The following is a 16,017-nucleotide window of genomic DNA, read 5'->3' on the forward strand; positions in this document are numbered from 1 at the left end:
CGGCGAAAAGCCCCACGAGGGGGCAGGACACGGCCGGCCGACGCCGGTCGAGAAGATCAGCCGTCCATCCTAACCCCTGCGCGCGCACAGGCATTCCCTCGTCTTCTGCGGACTAGCCTGAAGGGATGAGCATGGGAGGCGGGGGAGGACGCGGCGCCCTCTTCCGCGGGGTCGACGAGGCCGCGCAGCGGCGCATGAACGCCGCCGCCCCCACGGTGCCCGGTCTCGGTCGTCGGGTCGTCGCCCTCTTCACCCCCTACCGCGGGCGTCTCGCGGTCACCGCGCTGCTGGTGATCGTGGGGGCCGGGATCGCCGTGATCCCCCCGCTGCTGGTGCAGCGCATCTTCGATCACGCCCTGTTCCCCCTCGATGGCGGCGGCCCGCGCATCCCGCTGCTCACCATGCTGGTGAGCATCACGATCGGGCTGTTCCTGCTGTCGGCCGTGCTGGGGGTGACCCAGACCTGGCTCACCTCAACGGTCGGCAACGAGGTGACCGGCGACCTGCGCGTGCGGCTGTTCGAGCACCTGCAGGCCATGGAGCTCGGCTTCTTCACCCGCACCAAGACCGGAGTGATCCAGTCGCGGCTTCAGAACGACGTCGGCGGTGTGTCGGGCGTGCTCACCAACACCGTGACCAGCGTGCTCGGCAACACCGTGACGGTGATCGCCTCGCTGGTCGCGATGCTTCTCATCGACTGGCGCCTGACACTCATCGCCGTGGTCCTCATGCCGATCCTGGTGCTCGTGCAGCGGCGAGTGGGACAGGTGCGGGCGCGCATCGCGGGCGAGACGCAGGAATCGCTGTCGGAGCTGAGCAGCATCACGCAGGAGACACTGAGCGTCTCGGGCATCCTGCTGTCGAAGTCGTTCAACCGCCAGCGCACCGAGTCGGTGCGCTACCAGGCCGAGAACCGCAACCAGGTGCGGCTGCAGGTGCGACGCGCGATGAGCGGTCAGGGCTTCTTCGCCGTCGTTCAGGTCATCATGGCCAGCGTGCCGGCGATCGTCTATCTCGTCGCCGGCTTCTTCCTCATGGGAGGCGCGCCCGAGATCACCGCGGGCGCGATCGTCGCGTTCACGACAGTGCAGGCGCGGCTGCTCATGCCGCTGATGGGCCTGATGCGCGTGGCGCTGGATCTGCAGACCTCGGCCGCTCTGTTCGCGCGTATCTTCGAGTACCTCGACATGGTGCCGCAGATCCAGGACGCCCCCGACGCGATCGACGTCGCCGATGCTCCGGGGCCCCGCGGTCGCATCGAGTTCAGAGACGTCGTGTTCCGGTATCCGGATGCCCCGCCCGAGGCGCGCCCGACTCTCGACGGCGTCTCTTTCGTCGCCGAGCCCGGGACGCACGTCGCATTCGTCGGGCCGTCGGGAGCGGGCAAGACCACCATCCTCTACCTCGCGCCGCGCCTGTACGAGGCGTCCGGGGGCGCTGTCGAGTTCTCAGGCGCCGATGTGAAGTCGCTCACGCAGGAGTCGATCATCGACCGGATCGGCATCGTCTCGCAGGAGACCTATCTGTTCCACGCGACGATCCGCGAGAACCTGCGGTATGCGAAGCCGGATGCCACCGATGAAGAGCTCGAGCGCGCGTGCCGTGCCGCGAACATCCACCACGTCATCACATCGTTCGACCAGGGCTACGACACGGTCGTCGGCGAGCGCGGGTACCGGCTGTCAGGTGGCGAGAAGCAGCGCATCGCCATCGCGCGGGTGCTGCTGAAGGACCCGCCTGTGCTGCTGCTCGACGAGGCGACCTCGGCCCTCGACACCGTGTCGGAGCGGGTCGTGCAGGAGGCGCTGGACACCGCGGCGCGGGGCCGCACCACGCTGTCGATCGCGCACCGGCTCTCGACCGTCATCGACGCCGACATGATCCACGTGGTCGAGGCCGGTCGCATCGTCGAGTCGGGCACGCACGCCCAGCTGCTCGTGAGCGGCGGGCTGTACGCGACGCTCGCGGCGCAGCAGATGGCATCGGCGCGGGCCGTCGAGGAACGGCAGCGCTGAGAGCCGTCGCTGATGCGGGTCAGTGCACCGAGAGGCCGCCGTCGACGAACAGCGACTGTCCGGTGATGTATCCCGACGAGCGTCCGGCGAGGAACACTGCGATGCCCGCGAAGTCGTCCGGCACACCGTTGCGGCCGACCATGGTGCGCTCGGCCAGCTGCTGCACCTTCTCCTGGTCTTCCTGCAAGCGTGCGTTCAGCGGAGTGAGCACGAAGCCGGGCACCAGGGTGTTCGCCGTGACCCCCTGAGACGACCACGCCTCGGCCTGAGACCGGGTGAGCGACTCGAGCCCGCCCTTCGAGACGCCATAGACCCCGCTGGTCACGAAGGCGCGGTGGGCCTGCTGGGAGCTGATGTGGATCAGCCGGCCGAAGCCGCGCTCGAGCATGCCCGGGGTGTAGCGACGACTCAGCAGGAAGGGCGCCTCGAGATTGACGGTCATCGTGGCATCCCAGACGTCCATCTCGATGTCGTTCATCGGGGGACGCAGGTTGATGCCCGCCGAGTTCACGAGGATGTCCGGCTCGCCGAAGGGCTCCGCGGCAGCATCCGCGGCGGCGAGGATGCCCTCGCGGGTGCTGAGGTCGCCGACGACTCCGGCAGCGCGCCCTCCGGATTCGGATATCTCGCGCACGGCCGCATCGATGCGCTCGCCGCCTCGTGCCACGACCGCGACCGACGCGCCCGCGCCGGCGAGAGCGGTCGCGATCGCCCGGCCGATGCCGGACGATCCGCCGGTGACGACCGCGGTGAGGCCGTTCAGAGAGAAGAGGTCGTCGAGGTTCACCATGCCAGCGCCTCCATCATCGTCGCGTCGGGTATCGCGTCGCCGTACTCGGGCAGGGCTCGGAGCGTCGTCTCGAAGGCGTCGAGAGCGGCGGCATAGGCCGGGTCTGGATGCTCGGCGGCTATCGCGTGCAGCGAGGGGAGGTCCATTGCGCGGATGAGTGCGATGCGAGCGCGGACGGCGTCGGGCTGATGCGCCGCGACGAGCACGTCGATGCCGCCGAGAAGAGCCGCGAGGTAGTCGTGGAGCACGGGCAGCTGCGCCTTGCCCTGTGTGATCGAGGTGCCGTCGGCACGCACGCGCCAGAGCACGGCGACGTCGGGGATGACGTCGAAGGCGGGCGCCTCGGTGTACATGCGCTGCGCGATGACCTGATCCTCGTACGCGACGTTCTCGGGGAAGCGCAGTCGCTCCCAGAGGGAGGAGCGGCTGAGCTTCGACCACGCGACGATGTTGGCCGAGGCATCGGGGTGCTCGGCGAGCGTCACTCCCAGCCTTCGCGGGGCGGTGGCTGCCGCGACCCACGGCTGCACGCGGCCGGCGCGATAGGCGCCCTCGACGAGCCGGGAGCGCACGTACGCGGCCGCCACGAAATCGCTGCCTGACTCGTCGAGCGTCGCCAGCCAGGTCGCGACTGCGTACGGAGTCAGCTCATCGTCGGCGTCGAGGAAGCCGACGAAGGGAGTATCGACGCGATCGAGGCCGATATTGCGCGCCGCCCCCAGACCACGCGCCTCGTCGTGGCGAAGCACCTCGAAGCGCGGATCGCGAGCCGCCGCGTCGGCGAACACGGCCGGGGTGTCGTCGTGCGAGCCGTCGTCGATCAGCAGCGCGCGCCAGCGGCTCTCGGTCTGCCGCTGCAGAGACGCGATGGCGGCCGGGGCGAAGGTGGCGATATCGCGGCCGGGCACGATGATCGTCGCGAGCGGATTCACAGGCTGAGTCTACGGTTCAGCAGATGCCCCGATGACTGCCGGCTCGTTCGTCACCTGCCGTTCGCGGATTCGCCTGACTGATCAGGATGAGACCGCGGCGACAGCGGCGGCGACCAGCTGTGCGAGATGCCGGGCGGAACCTGCCGGCAGGGGCGCGCGGGGGAAGGTGAAGCGCACAGAGGTCTGGGCGACGGTCGCCGGGATGCCGATCGCCAGAAGAACGGGGGAGGGTTCGTCACTGCCTGCGGCGCAGGCCGACCCGCTGGATGAGACCACACCGCGACGCTCGAGCTCGAGAAGCACGGCTTCGCCGTTCGTGCCGGCGAACGTGAAGCTCGCGAGATTCGGCAGGCGGTGTCGTGTGCAGCCGGTCAGCGCGGCCTGCGGCACGGCAGAGCGAACCGCGGCGATGAACTCCGCGGTCTGCGCGGCCACGGCCGCGGTGCTGCGCGCCCGCTCGGCCTCGGCGAGGTCGAGGGCAACCGCCAGCGCGACCGCTCCGGCGACGTTCTCTGTTCCGCTGCGCCGCCCTCGCTCCTGACCTCCGCCGTGCAGCAGCGGCTCGAGGGGCACACGCGCGCGCACGGCGACGGCGCCGACGCCCTTCGGGGCGCCGAGCTTGTGGCCTGCGATCGAGATGCAGTCAGCGCCGAGGTCGCGCAGGTCCACCCACCCGGCTGTCTGCACCGCGTCAAGGTGCACGGGCACGTCGTGCTCGCCTGCTGCAGAGATCAGCGCGGCGGCGTCCTGCATGGTGCCGATCTCGTTGTTCGCATGGCCGACGCTCACCAGGGCCGTGTCGCCCCTGTCCAGCGCCGCCCGCAGATCGTCGACCGCCACGACTCCGTGCGCGTCGACGGGCAGCAGCGTCACCTCGACGTCGTGCAGCCGCCGCAGATACTCGGCCGACTGCAGGATCGACGCGTGCTCGATCGGGGTGGTGATCAGTCGTCGTCGCGCGGGCGGCTCGTGAGCCGAGCCGAGCACGACGCCTTTCACAGCGAGATTGTTCGCCTCGGTGCCTCCGGAGGTGAAGATGACCTCGCTCGCTCGTCTGCCCAGCGCCGCGGCGACCCGCCCGCGCGCCCACTCCAGCGCTCGCGCGGCCGCCTCACCCACCGTGTGGTGGCTCGACGGGTTTCCGTACGCGCCGGTGAGATAGGGCTGCATCGCCTCGAGCACCTCGGGTCGCACGGGGGATGTGGCGGCGTGGTCGAGGTAGAGCATGTCAGCCGACCCGCAGATCGAGCCCGAGATCCAGCGCCCGCGCGGAATGGGTGAGTGCACCGACCGAGATCACCTGCACGCCGGTCTCGGCGATGCGCCGCACGGTGTCGAGGTTCACACCGCCGGACGCCTCCGCTGTCGCCCGGCCGCCGATCAGGGCGACGGCCGCCCGAAGATCGGCGAGGCTGAAATTGTCGAGCAGCACGGTGTGCGCGCCGCCCTCGAGCACAGCCGGGATCTGATCGAGCCGGTCGACCTCCACCACGACGTGCGTGGTGTGCGGCAGGCGGCCGAGCGCCTCACGCAGCGCCGTGGCGAGATCCCGCCCGCTCTGACGCAGCACGGCAAGGTGGTTGTCCTTCGCCATCACGGCGTCCGACAGCGTGCGCCGGTGATTGCTGCCGCCGCCCGAGACGACCGCATGGCGTTCGAACTCGCGCAGCCCAGGCGTCGTCTTGCGGGTGTCGGCGATGCGCACACCTGTGCCGTCGACCGCGTCGACGTAGGCAGCCGTGAGCGTGGCGATGCCGCTCATCCGCTGCGTGAAGTTCAGCGCGACCCGCTCGGCCGTCAGCAGGGCGCGTGCGGCGCCGCTCACCGACGCGAGCACATCACCCGTCGCGAAGCGGTCGCCGTCGGCGACGTGGAGGTCGACCACCGCGTCGGCGTCGGTGAGCGTGAAGGCCGCCGTGAACACCTCGCCGCCGCTGAAGACGCCGGGCTCGCGGGCGACGAGATCCGCCGTCGCGCGGGCGGAGGCGGGCAGCAGCGCGGTGCTGGTGAGATCGCCCCACGGGGCATCCTCCTCCAGAGCCGCCGACACGGTACGACGCAGGGTTGCCGGGGTGATCATGCGGCTCCGATCAGGGCGGGGGACACGATGAAGTGGGCGCCGAGCGAGCGGGTGCGGGCGAGAGCGGCGGATGCCACGGCTCGCGCCACGGTGAGCAGATCGGCGTCCTCCTGGGCCGTCGGCGACGTCGCCGATGGCGGCGACCACGCGTGCAGGCGGGCGACCGCATCGCGCAGGCCCTCCTCGGTGCGCATCAGTCCGACCTGCTCCCACATCAGCTGCTGCAGGGTCGTCCGCTCGACGATGTCCGCGTCCTGTCCGCCGCTGCCCACGACCACCCGCTGCTCCCGCCCGGATGAGTTCGCGTCGCCCTCGGGGGTCTCAGGTGGCACGAACTCATACCGGAGCGGATGGCGGGTCAGGGATTCGGCTGCGCGAGCGCCGAAGACGGCGCCCTCCAGGAGGGAGTTGGATGCCAGTCGGTTCGCGCCGTGCACGCCGGTGCGTGCGGTCTCGCCGACAGCCCACAGGCCGGGCAGAGTCGTGCGGCCGTCGATGTCTGTGGCGACCCCGCCCATCAGGTAGTGCGCAGCGGGGGTCACCGGCACGGGTCGTCGCGACCAGTCGATCCCGCGACGTCGCAGTTCGGCGCCGATGGTGGGGAATCGCTCGGCCAGGGTCTCGGCGCCGAGCGCCGTGGCATCCAGCATCACCGGCCCCGCCTGTGCTGCCGCGCGACGGGCGACTGCCCGTGCCACGACGTCGCGTGGGGCGAGCTCGGCATCCGGGTGCTCGTCGAGCATGAAACGGTGCCCGCCGGCATCTCGCAGCACGGCGCCCGCCCCGCGGACCGCCTCGGAGATGAGGAACGGCGCGCCGCCGGCGAGAACGGTCGGATGGAACTGCACGAACTCGAGATCGGCGACCGCAGCGCCCGCTCGCAGCGCGAGGGCGATCCCGTCGCCCGTGACGCCGGGAGGGTTGGTGGTGTGCGCGTACAGCTGGCCGGCGCCGCCGGTCGCCAGGATCACGCCGTCGGCGTGCGTCTCGACGCCGTCGAGCGACCGGACGCCGCACACCCGGCCTCTGACGATGAGCAGGTCTGCGACGAAGGCCCCCTCGCGCACCTCGACCGAGGACGCCCGCAATCGGCGCACCAGGGCCGCCGAGATCGCAGCGCCCGTGGCGTCACCGCCGGCGTGCGCGATCCTCGGCCGGCTGTGCGCGGCTTCGAGGCCGCGCGCGAGCAGGCCGTCCGCGAAGCGGTCGAAGGCCACGCCGGCGGCGATCAGCTCGTCGATCGCGGCTGCGGCACCATCGACCAGCGCGGTGATCGCGAGGGCGTCGCCGTGGCCGTCGCCGGCCTGCAGCGTGTCCAGCGCGTGCAGCGCGGGGGAGTCGCCGGGTCCGTACGCCCCGGCGATCCCGCCCTGCGCTCGCGCGGTGCAGCCGTCACCGAGCGCGCCTTTGACCAGCAGGGTCACGCGGTGACCCAGCGCGTCGGCCCGCAGGGCGGCGGTGAGACCCGCGATGCCGCCGCCGATCACGATCACGTTCATCGCGGTCGCGCCGCCAGCATCCGCTCAAGCGCGACCCTGGCGGGCTCGGCGACGTCGTCGGCCACGCGGATGCGGTTCTGCACCCGTCCGGCCACGAGCTCCTCGAGCACCCAGGCGAGGTAGCCGGGGTGGATGCGGTACATCGTCGAGCAGGGGCAGACGACCGGGTCGAGACAGAAGATCTCGTGCTGCGGATGCTGGGCCGCGAGGCGCCGCACGAGGTTGATCTCGGTGCCGATCGCGAAGGTCGTCGGGTCGCTCGCACCGGCAATCGCCTTGCGGATGTAGTCGGTCGATCCCGCCTCATCTGCGGCGTCGACGACCTCGACCGGGCATTCCGGATGCACGATGACGCGAACGCCGGGATGCTCGGCGCGCGCCCGATCGATCTGGTCGACGGTGAACCGGCGGTGCACCGAGCAGAAGCCGTGCCAGAGGATGACGCGACCGTCGCGCAGCTCGTCGGCGCTGGATCCGCCCAGGGGCCGGCGGGGGTTCCACATCGGCATCCGCTCGAGCGGCACCCCCATCGCCTTCGCGGTGTTGCGCCCGAGATGCTGATCGGGGAAGAAGAGCACGCGCCGCCCGCGGGCGAACGCCCACTCCAGCACCGTCGCGGCGTTCGACGAGGTGCACACGATGCCGCCGTGCCTGCCGACGAATCCCTTGATGGCAGCGGAGGAATTCATGTACGTCACCGGGATCACGGGCAGCAGTCCCTCGGCGTCCGGCTGATCGAGCGGGCCCAGCACGTCGGCGAGCTGCTCCCAGCAGTCCTCGACCTGATCGATGTCGGCCATGTCGGCCATCGAGCAGCCGGCTGCGAGATTGGGCAGGATCACCGCCTGGTCGGGGCCGGAGAGCAGGTCGGCGGTCTCGGCCATGAAGTGCACCCCGCAGAAGACGATCGCCTCGGCATCCGGATGCTCGAGCGCGGCGTTCGCGAGCTGGAACGAGTCGCCCACGTAGTCGGCGTGCCGCACGACCTCCTCGCGCTGATAGAAGTGGCCGAGCACCACGACGCGATCGCCGAGGGCGTGCTTCGCCGCGCGGATGCGGCCGTCGAGCTCCTGTTCGCCGGCTTCGCGGTAGGCGGCTGGCAGCTCACCCTGGCGCGGGGCTCCGACCGGGATGACGTCTCCCATCGACGAACCCGGACCGTACCCGGGGCGGGAGTCGAAGTCCCAGGGGCCGGCGGCGAGATCCGTGCTGCAGGTCGGATCGAGCGAGGCGCCTGAGACGATCGCCTGCAGTGCGTGGTCGACGGACGGGTCGAGCGCGGGGAGGGGGGACATGCGGGACCGCCTTCTGGTCGCTATGACATTTACTGTCTGCGAACAGATTAGGTCGATCTGACCACAAGTGCAATCAGATGACGACGCGTCGTCGACGAGGCCCTGCTCAGGCGTGTGCGACGTAGCGGTACAGGCGGGCGGGGCGGTGCTTGCCGGTGCGGAAGGATTCGGTCGGCACGAGCTCGTCCGACCCCTCGAGCAGACGGCGGAAGTTCGACGGGTCCAGGCGCTGTCCGAGCACGGCCTCGTAGACCTCGCGCAGCTCGGTGAGGGTGAACTCGTCGGGAAGCAGGCCCGCGGCGATGCGACTGTAGGCGACCTTGTTGCGCAGACGCCACAGCGCGTACTCCGCGATGCGGTTGTGGTCGAAGGCGAGCGCGGGCAGAGCGTCGACGTCGAACCACTCGACGTTCTCCGGCGCCCCCGCCCGGGCGCGCTGCGCGTCGACGAGGTCGGAGCGCAGCAGTGCCCAGTAGACGATCGAGATGGTGCGCAAGGGGGAGCGGCCGACGTCGCCGAACGTGTACAGCTGCTCGAGATAGCTCGGCTGCAGGGCGGTCGTCTCGGCGAGGGTGCGGGATGCCGCGGCATCCAGATCCTCCCTCGGATCCAGCCACCCGCCGGGCAGCGCCCACGACCCGAGATGCGGCTCGCGCGTGCGACGCACGAGCGGCAGCATGAGCCGGTCGCCTTCGTCCCAGGTGCGCAGCGAGAAGATGACGGTCGACACGGCGACGCCGATCGTGTCTGTGTCGCCGGTCGTGCCACTCACATCGACGAGCCTAGACGGTATGCTGAGAGACCTAATCGAACACAGGCCGCATGACCCGTGCGGGAGAGCCCGGTGAACGCGATCGGGCACCGAAGGAGCAAGCCTCCCCGCCAATCTCTCAGGTACCCCTACCGCCCAGGTCCGGCCGCTCTGAAAAGAGATGCTCACGCATCCGCCGACGGTGAAAGCCCTCGTCCATCAGCTCTTCGAGCCGGTGGCGAAGGCGAAGCTCTCAGGCCCGATGACAGAGGGGGAGTTCCGAGGATGTCGACGACGTCGTCCTGCCCGATCCTGACCGGGAGAACTCCATGACCGAACCCCGCTATACCCCGCTGCGCGAACGCCATGAGGCGCTCGGCGCATCCTTCACAGACTTCGGCGGCTGGCAGATGCCCGTCCGCTACACCTCCGACCTCGCCGAGCATCGCGCGGTGCGCGAGGCCGCCGGCGTCTTCGACATCTCGCACATGGCCGAGTTCCTCGTCGACGGTCCCGCTGCCGCCGCCTACCTCGACTACTGCCTGGCCGGCCGCCTCTCGGCCATGGCCGTCGGCAAGGCGAAGTACTCGCTGCTGCTCGCGGAGGACGGCGGCATCATCGATGACGTCATCGTCTACCGGATGGGCGATCAGCGCTTCCTCATCATCTCGAACGCCGGCAACAGGGATGCCGTGCGCGAGGCGCTGGAGGCGCGGATCCGTCCCGCCGAGTTCGCCGCGACCGCGGATACCGTCGGCGAGGACGGCTCGTTCGCGTTCGTCGCCGGAGGGCACGCCGTCACGGTCGAGGACGTCTCCGACGAGTTCGCGCTGATCGCCGTGCAGGGGCCGGCGTCCGAGCGGATCCTCACCGAGGTCGCCGGCATCGACGAGCTCAGCGTCCCGTGGGCGGAGCAGAAGTACTACTCGTGGGCGAGCGCGACCTTCGCCGGCAAGCCGCTTCTGCTGGCGCGCACCGGGTACACCGGGGAGGACGGCTTCGAGCTGCTCGTCTCGGCCGCAGACGCCGCAGAGCTCTGGGATGCCGTGCTCGCGGCGGGCGAATCGCACGGTCTCGTGCCCGCCGGTCTCGCCGCACGCGACACCCTGCGCCTGGAGGCGGGCATGCCGCTCTACGGCCACGAGCTCTCCCGCGAGATCAGACCCGTGCAGGCGGGCCTCGGACGCGTCGTCGTCGCCGACAAGGAGCGCTTCGTCGGCAAGGACGCGGTCGAGCCGCCCGCTGGTGCGCGCGTGCTCGTCGGCCTGACCGCCGAGGGGCGTCGTGCCGGGCGCGCGGGGTATCTCGTCGTGCTCGAAGACGGCACCGTCGTCGGCGAGGTCACCAGCGGCGCCCTCAGCCCCACGCTCGGCCACCCGATCGCGATGGCCTACATCGATCCCATCCACGCCGAAGACGCAGCCGACCTGTTCCTCGACGTCAGGGGGACGAAGATCCCCGCCACCCGCACCGCCCTGCCTTTCTACCGGAGGAAGAAATGACCGATCTCACCACCCTCAAGTACAGCGAAGAGCACGAGTGGGTCGCCCTCGACGGCGCCACGGCGACGATCGGGATCACCGATTTCGCCGCTGACGCGCTCGGCGACATCGTGTTCGTCGAGCTGCCCGAGGTCGGCGCTGAGCTGACCCGCGGCGATGCGTTCGGCGAGGCGGAGTCGACCAAGTCGGTCTCCGAGCTGTACGCGCCCGTCACCGGCACGGTCGTCGAGATCAACGACGCGGTCGTCGACGACCCCGCGCTGCTGAACTCGGCGCCCTTCGGCGACGCGTGGCTGATCAAGGTCGAGGTGGCCGACGGCGCGCTCGACGGACTGCTCGACCGCGACGCCTACGTGGCGCACACGGAGGCGTGAGAGTGGTCTCGTTCGCTGATCGCCACATCGGCGTGACCTCCGAGGCGAGCGCGCACATGCTCCGCGCCCTCGGCATCCAGCAGGCGCCCGTACTCGAACCGACCGATGAGGAGCCGATCGAGGCCCTCATGCGCCAGGCGGTGCCGGCATCCATCTTCACCGGCCCTTCCGACGAGTCGATCATCCCCGCCGCGGCCAGCGAGGCGGAGGCTCTCGCCGAGCTGCGCGCGCTCGCCGGCCGCAACACGGTGAACCGCCCGATGATCGGCCTGGGCTACTACGGCACGCTCACCCCGTCGGTGATCCAGCGCAACGTGCTCGAGAACCCGTCCTGGTACACGGCCTACACGCCCTACCAGCCGGAGATCTCGCAGGGACGCCTCGAGGCGCTGATCAACTTCCAGACGATGGTCGCCGACCTCACCGGCCTGTCGACCGCGAACGCGTCGATGCTCGACGAGTCGACAGCCGTCGCCGAGGGCATGCTGCTGGCACGGCGGGCGTCCAAGTCGAAGTCGAACGTCTTCGTCGTCGATGCCGACGCGCTTCCGCAGACCAAGGCGCTGCTGCGCACGCGCGCGGATGCGGTGGGAATCGAGCTCGTCGAGCGCGATCTCGCCGGTGGCGAGCAGCTTCCCGACGAGCTGTTCGGTGTGCTCGTGCAGTACCCCGGCGCCTCAGGACGCGTGTGGGATCCGAGCGCCGTGATCGACGCCGCGCACCTGGCGAACGGCATCGCGGTCGCCGCGGCCGACCTGCTCGCCCTCACGCTGCTGCGCTCGCCGGGCTCGCTCGGTGCCGACGTGGGCGTGGGCACGACCCAGCGCTTCGGCGTGCCGATGGGCTTCGGCGGCCCGCACGCCGGCTACATGGCCGTGCGCGCCGGTCTCGAGCGCCAGCTGCCCGGCCGCCTGGTCGGCGTCTCGGTCGACGCGGCCGGCTACCCGGCGTACCGCCTCTCGCTGCAGACCCGCGAGCAGCACATCCGCCGCGAGAAGGCCACGTCCAACATCTGCACCGCGCAGGTCCTGCTGGCCGTGATGGCCTCGATGTACGCCGTCTACCACGGCCCCGACGGCCTGCGTGCGATCGCCGCCGAGGTCGCCGCCAAGGCGACAGTGCTGCGCGACTGGCTCGTCGAGGCCGGTGCCGAGGTCGTGCACGGTGCGTTCTTCGACACGATCACCGTGCGCGTCCCTGGCGCGGCGGAGACCGTGGTCTCCAAGGCGCACGCCCAGGGCATCCTGCTCCGGCTGACGGATGCCGACACCGTCGGCATCTCGGTCGACGAGACCACCACGTTCACCGACCTGCACCGTGTGGCGGTGCTGTTCGGCGGCAAGCAGGAGCGGGTCTTCGGGTTCATGGTCGGCGACGCGGCGCTGCCCGAGGCGCTGCGCCGTGACGACGAGTACCTGACTCACCCCGTCTTCCACGCGCACCGTTCCGAGACGGCGATGATGCGCTACCTCAAGCAGCTCGCCGACCGCGACTACGCGCTCGATCGCGGCATGATCCCGCTGGGCTCGTGCACGATGAAGCTCAACGCGGCCACCGAGATGGCCGCGATCACCTGGCCGGAGTTCGCTCAGCTGCACCCGTTCGCCCCGGCGGAGGATGTCGAGGGCTCGCTGGCGATGATCGACCAGCTCGAGGCGTGGCTCGCCGAGGTCACCGGATACGACGCCGTCTCGCTGCAGCCGAACGCCGGCTCGCAGGGCGAGCTGGCAGGGCTTCTGGCGATCCGCGGCTACCACCTCGCGAACGGAGACGCGCACCGCGACGTCTGCCTGATCCCGAGCTCGGCCCACGGCACGAACGCGGCGTCGGCGGTGCTCGCCGGCATGAAGGTCGTCGTCGTGGCCACCGACGAGCTCGGCAACGTCGACCTCGACGACCTGCGCGCGAAGATCGCTCAGCACGCCGAGGCGCTGTCGGCGCTGATGATCACCTATCCGTCGACGCACGGCGTGTACGAGCAGCAGGTGGTCGACATCACCTCCGCGGTGCACGAGGCGGGCGGCCAGGTGTACGTCGACGGAGCGAACCTCAACGCGCTGCTCGGCTACGCGCGCTTCGGCGACCTGGGCGGCGACGTGTCGCACCTCAACCTGCACAAGACCTTCGCCATCCCGCACGGCGGCGGCGGTCCCGGCATCGGTCCGGTGGCGGCCAAGGCCCACCTCGCGCCCTACCTGCCCGGCCATCCGCAGGCGCAGAAGAGCGAGCACGCCGGAGGCTTCGTGTTCGACGGCGGCCCTGTCTCGGGCGCTCCCTACGGCTCGGCCGGCGTGCTGCCGATCTCGTGGGCGTACGTGCGGATGATGGGCGCCGAGGGGCTGCGCAGCGCCACGGCGGCTGCCGTGCTCTCGGCGAACTACATCGCCCAGCGTCTGCGCGATCACTACCCGGTGCTGTACACGGGGAAGAACGACCGGGTCGCGCACGAGTGCATCCTCGACCTGCGCCCGCTGAAGGAGGCGACCGGCATCTCGGTCGACGACGTCGCGAAGCGCCTGATCGACTACGGCTTCCACGCGCCCACGATGTCGTTCCCCGTCGCAGGTACGCTGATGGTGGAGCCGACCGAGTCCGAGGACCTCGCCGAGGTCGATCGCTTCATCGAGGCGATGATCCAGATCAAGGCGGAGGCGGATGCCGTGGCCGCCGGCACCTGGCCCGCCGACGACAACCCGCTGGTGAATGCGCCGCACACCGCGGCATCCCTCATTGCAGGGGAGTGGCAGCACGCCTACTCGCGCGAGGTGGCCGCGTACCCGGTGCGCGCCCTGATCGCCGCGAAGTACTGGCCGCCGGTGCGGCGCATCGACCAGGCGTACGGCGACCGCAACCTCGTGTGCGCCTGCCCGCCCATCGAGGCGTTCGCCTGATAGCGGTGAATCACCCCCGTCGCAACCGCGGCGGGGGTGATTCGGTTAAGGGTGCATAACACTTCTGCGGGCGTGCTGGTGACATCCGCGTCGGGTCTTAGGATCGGAGGTGAGCGCGTTCGACGCCGAGCGCGTGCTTGTCCCGGTCCACAGGAGGACACTGTGAAGCACAACAAGATCACCCTCGCGGGCATTGCGCTGCTCGCGGCGAGTGCCCTGGCACTCTCCGGATGCGCAAGCAGCGGCGATAAGCCCGACGCAGACAAGGGCTCCTCGAGCGCCGATGCGTCCGCGATCATCAAGGTCAACGGCTCTGAACCTCAAAACCCGCTGATCCCGACCAACACCAACGAGGTCGGTGGTGGCAAGATCCTCGACGCGATCTTCGCCGGACTCATCGGCTACGAAGCCGACGGCAAGGTGTTCAACGACGTCGCCGAAGACATCACCGTCGACGACCCGCAGAACCTCACCGTCAAGCTGCGCAAGGGCCTGAAGTTCACCGACGGTGAAGAGGTCACCGCCGACAACTTCATCAAGGCGTGGAACTACGGCGCGCTGGCGTCGAACGAGCAGCTCTCCAGCTACTTCTTCGAGGACATCGAGGGCTTCAGCTACGACGAGGACTCCGAGCTGACCGGTCTGAAGCAGGTCGACGACCACACCTTCACGATCAAGCTCAACAAGCCGGCCGCCGACTTCGCGCAGCGCCTCGGCTACTCGGCCTACTACCCGCTCCCGGACGTCGCGTTCGAGGACATGGCGGCCTTCGGCGAGAACCCCATCGGCAACGGCCCCTACATGCTCGACGGTGAGGGCGCCTGGAAGCACGACGTGGGCATCAACCTCGTCGCCAACCCCGACTACGACGGCCCGAAGAAGGCTGCCAACGGCGGTCTCGAGATCGTCTTCTACGCCACGCAGGACGCCGCGTACAACGACCTGCTCGCCAACGAGCTCGACGTCCTCGACGCCATCCCGGACTCGGCCTTCGGCAACTACGAGTCCGACCTCGGCGACCGCGCGGTCAACCAGCCGGCGGCCATCTTCCAGTCGTTCACGATCCCCGAGCGCCTCGCGCACTTCGGCGGCGAAGAGGGCAAGCTGCGTCGTCAGGCGCTGTCGATGGCGATCAACCGCAAGGAGATCACCGACGTGATCTTCCAGGGCACCCGCACCCCCGCCAGCGACTTCACGTCGCCGGTCATCGACGGCTGGACCGACACGCTCAAGGGCGCCGAGGTGCTCGAGTTCAACGAGGAGAAGGCCAAGGAGCTGTGGGCCGAGGCCGACAAGATCAGCCCGTGGAGCGGCTCGTTCCAGATCGCGTACAACGCTGACGGCGGCCACCAGGCCTGGGTCGACGCGACCGTGAACTCCATCAAGAACACGCTCGGCATCGACGCCTCCGGCGCCCCGTACCCGACCTTCAAGGAGCTGCGCTCCAAGGTCACCGACCGCACGATCGAGACCGCGTTCCGCACCGGATGGCAGGCCGACTACCCGGGTCTGTACAACTTCCTCGGACCGCTGTACGCGACCAACGCCGGCTCCAACGACGGTGACTACTCGAACCCCGAGTTCGACAAGCTGCTGTCGGAGGGTGTCTCGGAGACCGACCCCGAGGCGGCGAACAAGCTGTACCAGCAGGCGCAGGAGATCCTCCTCGAGGATCTGCCCGCGATGCCCCTGTGGTACTCGAACGTCGTCGGCGGCTACGGCGAGAACGTCGACAACGTGAAGTTCGGCTGGAACTCCGTTCCGCTCTTCTCCGACATCGAGAAGAAGAAGGCGGAGTAACCCTTCGCAACGAGGCGGTGGTGCTCGCACCACCGCCTCGTTATCTTTGCCCTCGAGGCGCGCGATCCGCGCCCCGTACCCGAAGGGA

The 16,017-nt window shown here is 69.9% G+C and carries 12 protein-coding genes and 1 riboswitch; of the genes, 5 read left to right on the forward strand and 7 right to left on the reverse strand.

The annotated features are described in order from the left end of the window. Positions 1-131 precede the first annotated feature (131 nt). The gene (locus V2S05_RS00855; protein ID WP_413635187.1) at positions 132-2,015 is read left to right on the forward strand and encodes an ABC transporter ATP-binding protein; all 1,884 of its coding nucleotides are present in this window, start codon (positions 132-134) and stop codon (positions 2,013-2,015) included. Between the two features lie 19 nt (positions 2,016-2,034). On the opposite strand, the gene V2S05_RS00860 is transcribed toward V2S05_RS00855, so the two are convergent. The 7 genes from V2S05_RS00860 to V2S05_RS00890 form a co-directional block, all read right to left on the reverse strand. Further along, positions 2,035-2,805 (reverse strand): SDR family NAD(P)-dependent oxidoreductase, encoded by a 771-nt coding sequence (locus V2S05_RS00860; protein ID WP_413633380.1) that lies wholly within the window; start codon positions 2,803-2,805, stop codon positions 2,035-2,037. Then, a complete protein-coding gene (locus V2S05_RS00865) occupies positions 2,799-3,737 on the reverse strand; it encodes a glycosyltransferase family 2 protein (RefSeq protein ID WP_413633381.1) in 939 nt (312 codons plus the stop codon). Before V2S05_RS00865 ends, V2S05_RS00860 begins: the two co-directional genes overlap by 7 nt. An 81-nt stretch (positions 3,738-3,818) precedes the next feature. Beyond that, positions 3,819-4,964 carry a cysteine desulfurase family protein gene (locus V2S05_RS00870; protein ID WP_413635189.1) on the reverse strand — a complete coding sequence of 382 codons (1,146 nt, stop codon included), beginning with the start codon at positions 4,962-4,964 and terminating at the stop codon, positions 3,819-3,821. A 1-nt stretch (position 4,965) separates the two neighbouring features. Then, positions 4,966-5,817 (reverse strand): carboxylating nicotinate-nucleotide diphosphorylase, encoded by an 852-nt coding sequence (gene nadC, locus V2S05_RS00875; RefSeq protein ID WP_413633382.1) that lies wholly within the window; start codon positions 5,815-5,817, stop codon positions 4,966-4,968. Then, entirely contained in the window at positions 5,814-7,316 is a 1,503-nt protein-coding gene (nadB, locus tag V2S05_RS00880) for an L-aspartate oxidase (RefSeq protein WP_413633383.1), read from the reverse strand. Before nadB ends, nadC begins: the two co-directional genes overlap by 4 nt. After that, positions 7,313-8,611, reverse strand: coding sequence for a quinolinate synthase NadA (gene nadA / locus V2S05_RS00885; RefSeq protein WP_413633384.1), 1,299 nt, complete (start codon positions 8,609-8,611; stop codon positions 7,313-7,315). Before nadA ends, nadB begins: the two co-directional genes overlap by 4 nt. Positions 8,612-8,717: 106 nt before the next feature. Beyond that, the gene (locus V2S05_RS00890; protein ID WP_413633386.1) at positions 8,718-9,383 is read right to left on the reverse strand and encodes an NUDIX hydrolase; all 666 of its coding nucleotides are present in this window, start codon (positions 9,381-9,383) and stop codon (positions 8,718-8,720) included. A gap of 50 nt (positions 9,384-9,433) precedes the next feature. After that, positions 9,434-9,527: riboswitch (glycine riboswitch) on the forward strand. 164 nt (positions 9,528-9,691) lie between these two features. Here V2S05_RS00890 and V2S05_RS00895 point away from each other — a divergent pair. From V2S05_RS00895 to V2S05_RS00910, 4 genes are all read left to right on the forward strand, one after another. Further along, on the forward strand, positions 9,692-10,864 hold the full coding sequence (locus V2S05_RS00895) for a glycine cleavage system aminomethyltransferase GcvT (protein WP_413633387.1): 1,173 nt from the start codon (positions 9,692-9,694) through the stop codon (positions 10,862-10,864). Then, positions 10,861-11,238 (forward strand): glycine cleavage system protein GcvH, encoded by a 378-nt coding sequence (gene gcvH, locus V2S05_RS00900; protein WP_271638142.1) that lies wholly within the window; start codon positions 10,861-10,863, stop codon positions 11,236-11,238. Before V2S05_RS00895 ends, gcvH begins: the two co-directional genes overlap by 4 nt. Before the next feature lie 56 nt (positions 11,239-11,294). After that, positions 11,295-14,129, forward strand: a complete 2,835-nt coding sequence (gene gcvP / locus V2S05_RS00905; RefSeq protein WP_413635190.1) for an aminomethyl-transferring glycine dehydrogenase — start codon at positions 11,295-11,297, stop codon at positions 14,127-14,129. Between the two features lie 162 nt (positions 14,130-14,291). Continuing rightward, the gene (locus V2S05_RS00910; RefSeq protein ID WP_413633388.1) at positions 14,292-15,929 is read left to right on the forward strand and encodes a peptide ABC transporter substrate-binding protein; all 1,638 of its coding nucleotides are present in this window, start codon (positions 14,292-14,294) and stop codon (positions 15,927-15,929) included. The last annotated feature ends 88 nt before the right edge of the window (positions 15,930-16,017 follow it).

It is taken from the genome of Microbacterium sp. OR16 (assembly GCF_047306725.1).
Classification (GTDB): domain Bacteria; phylum Actinomycetota; class Actinomycetes; order Actinomycetales; family Microbacteriaceae; genus Microbacterium.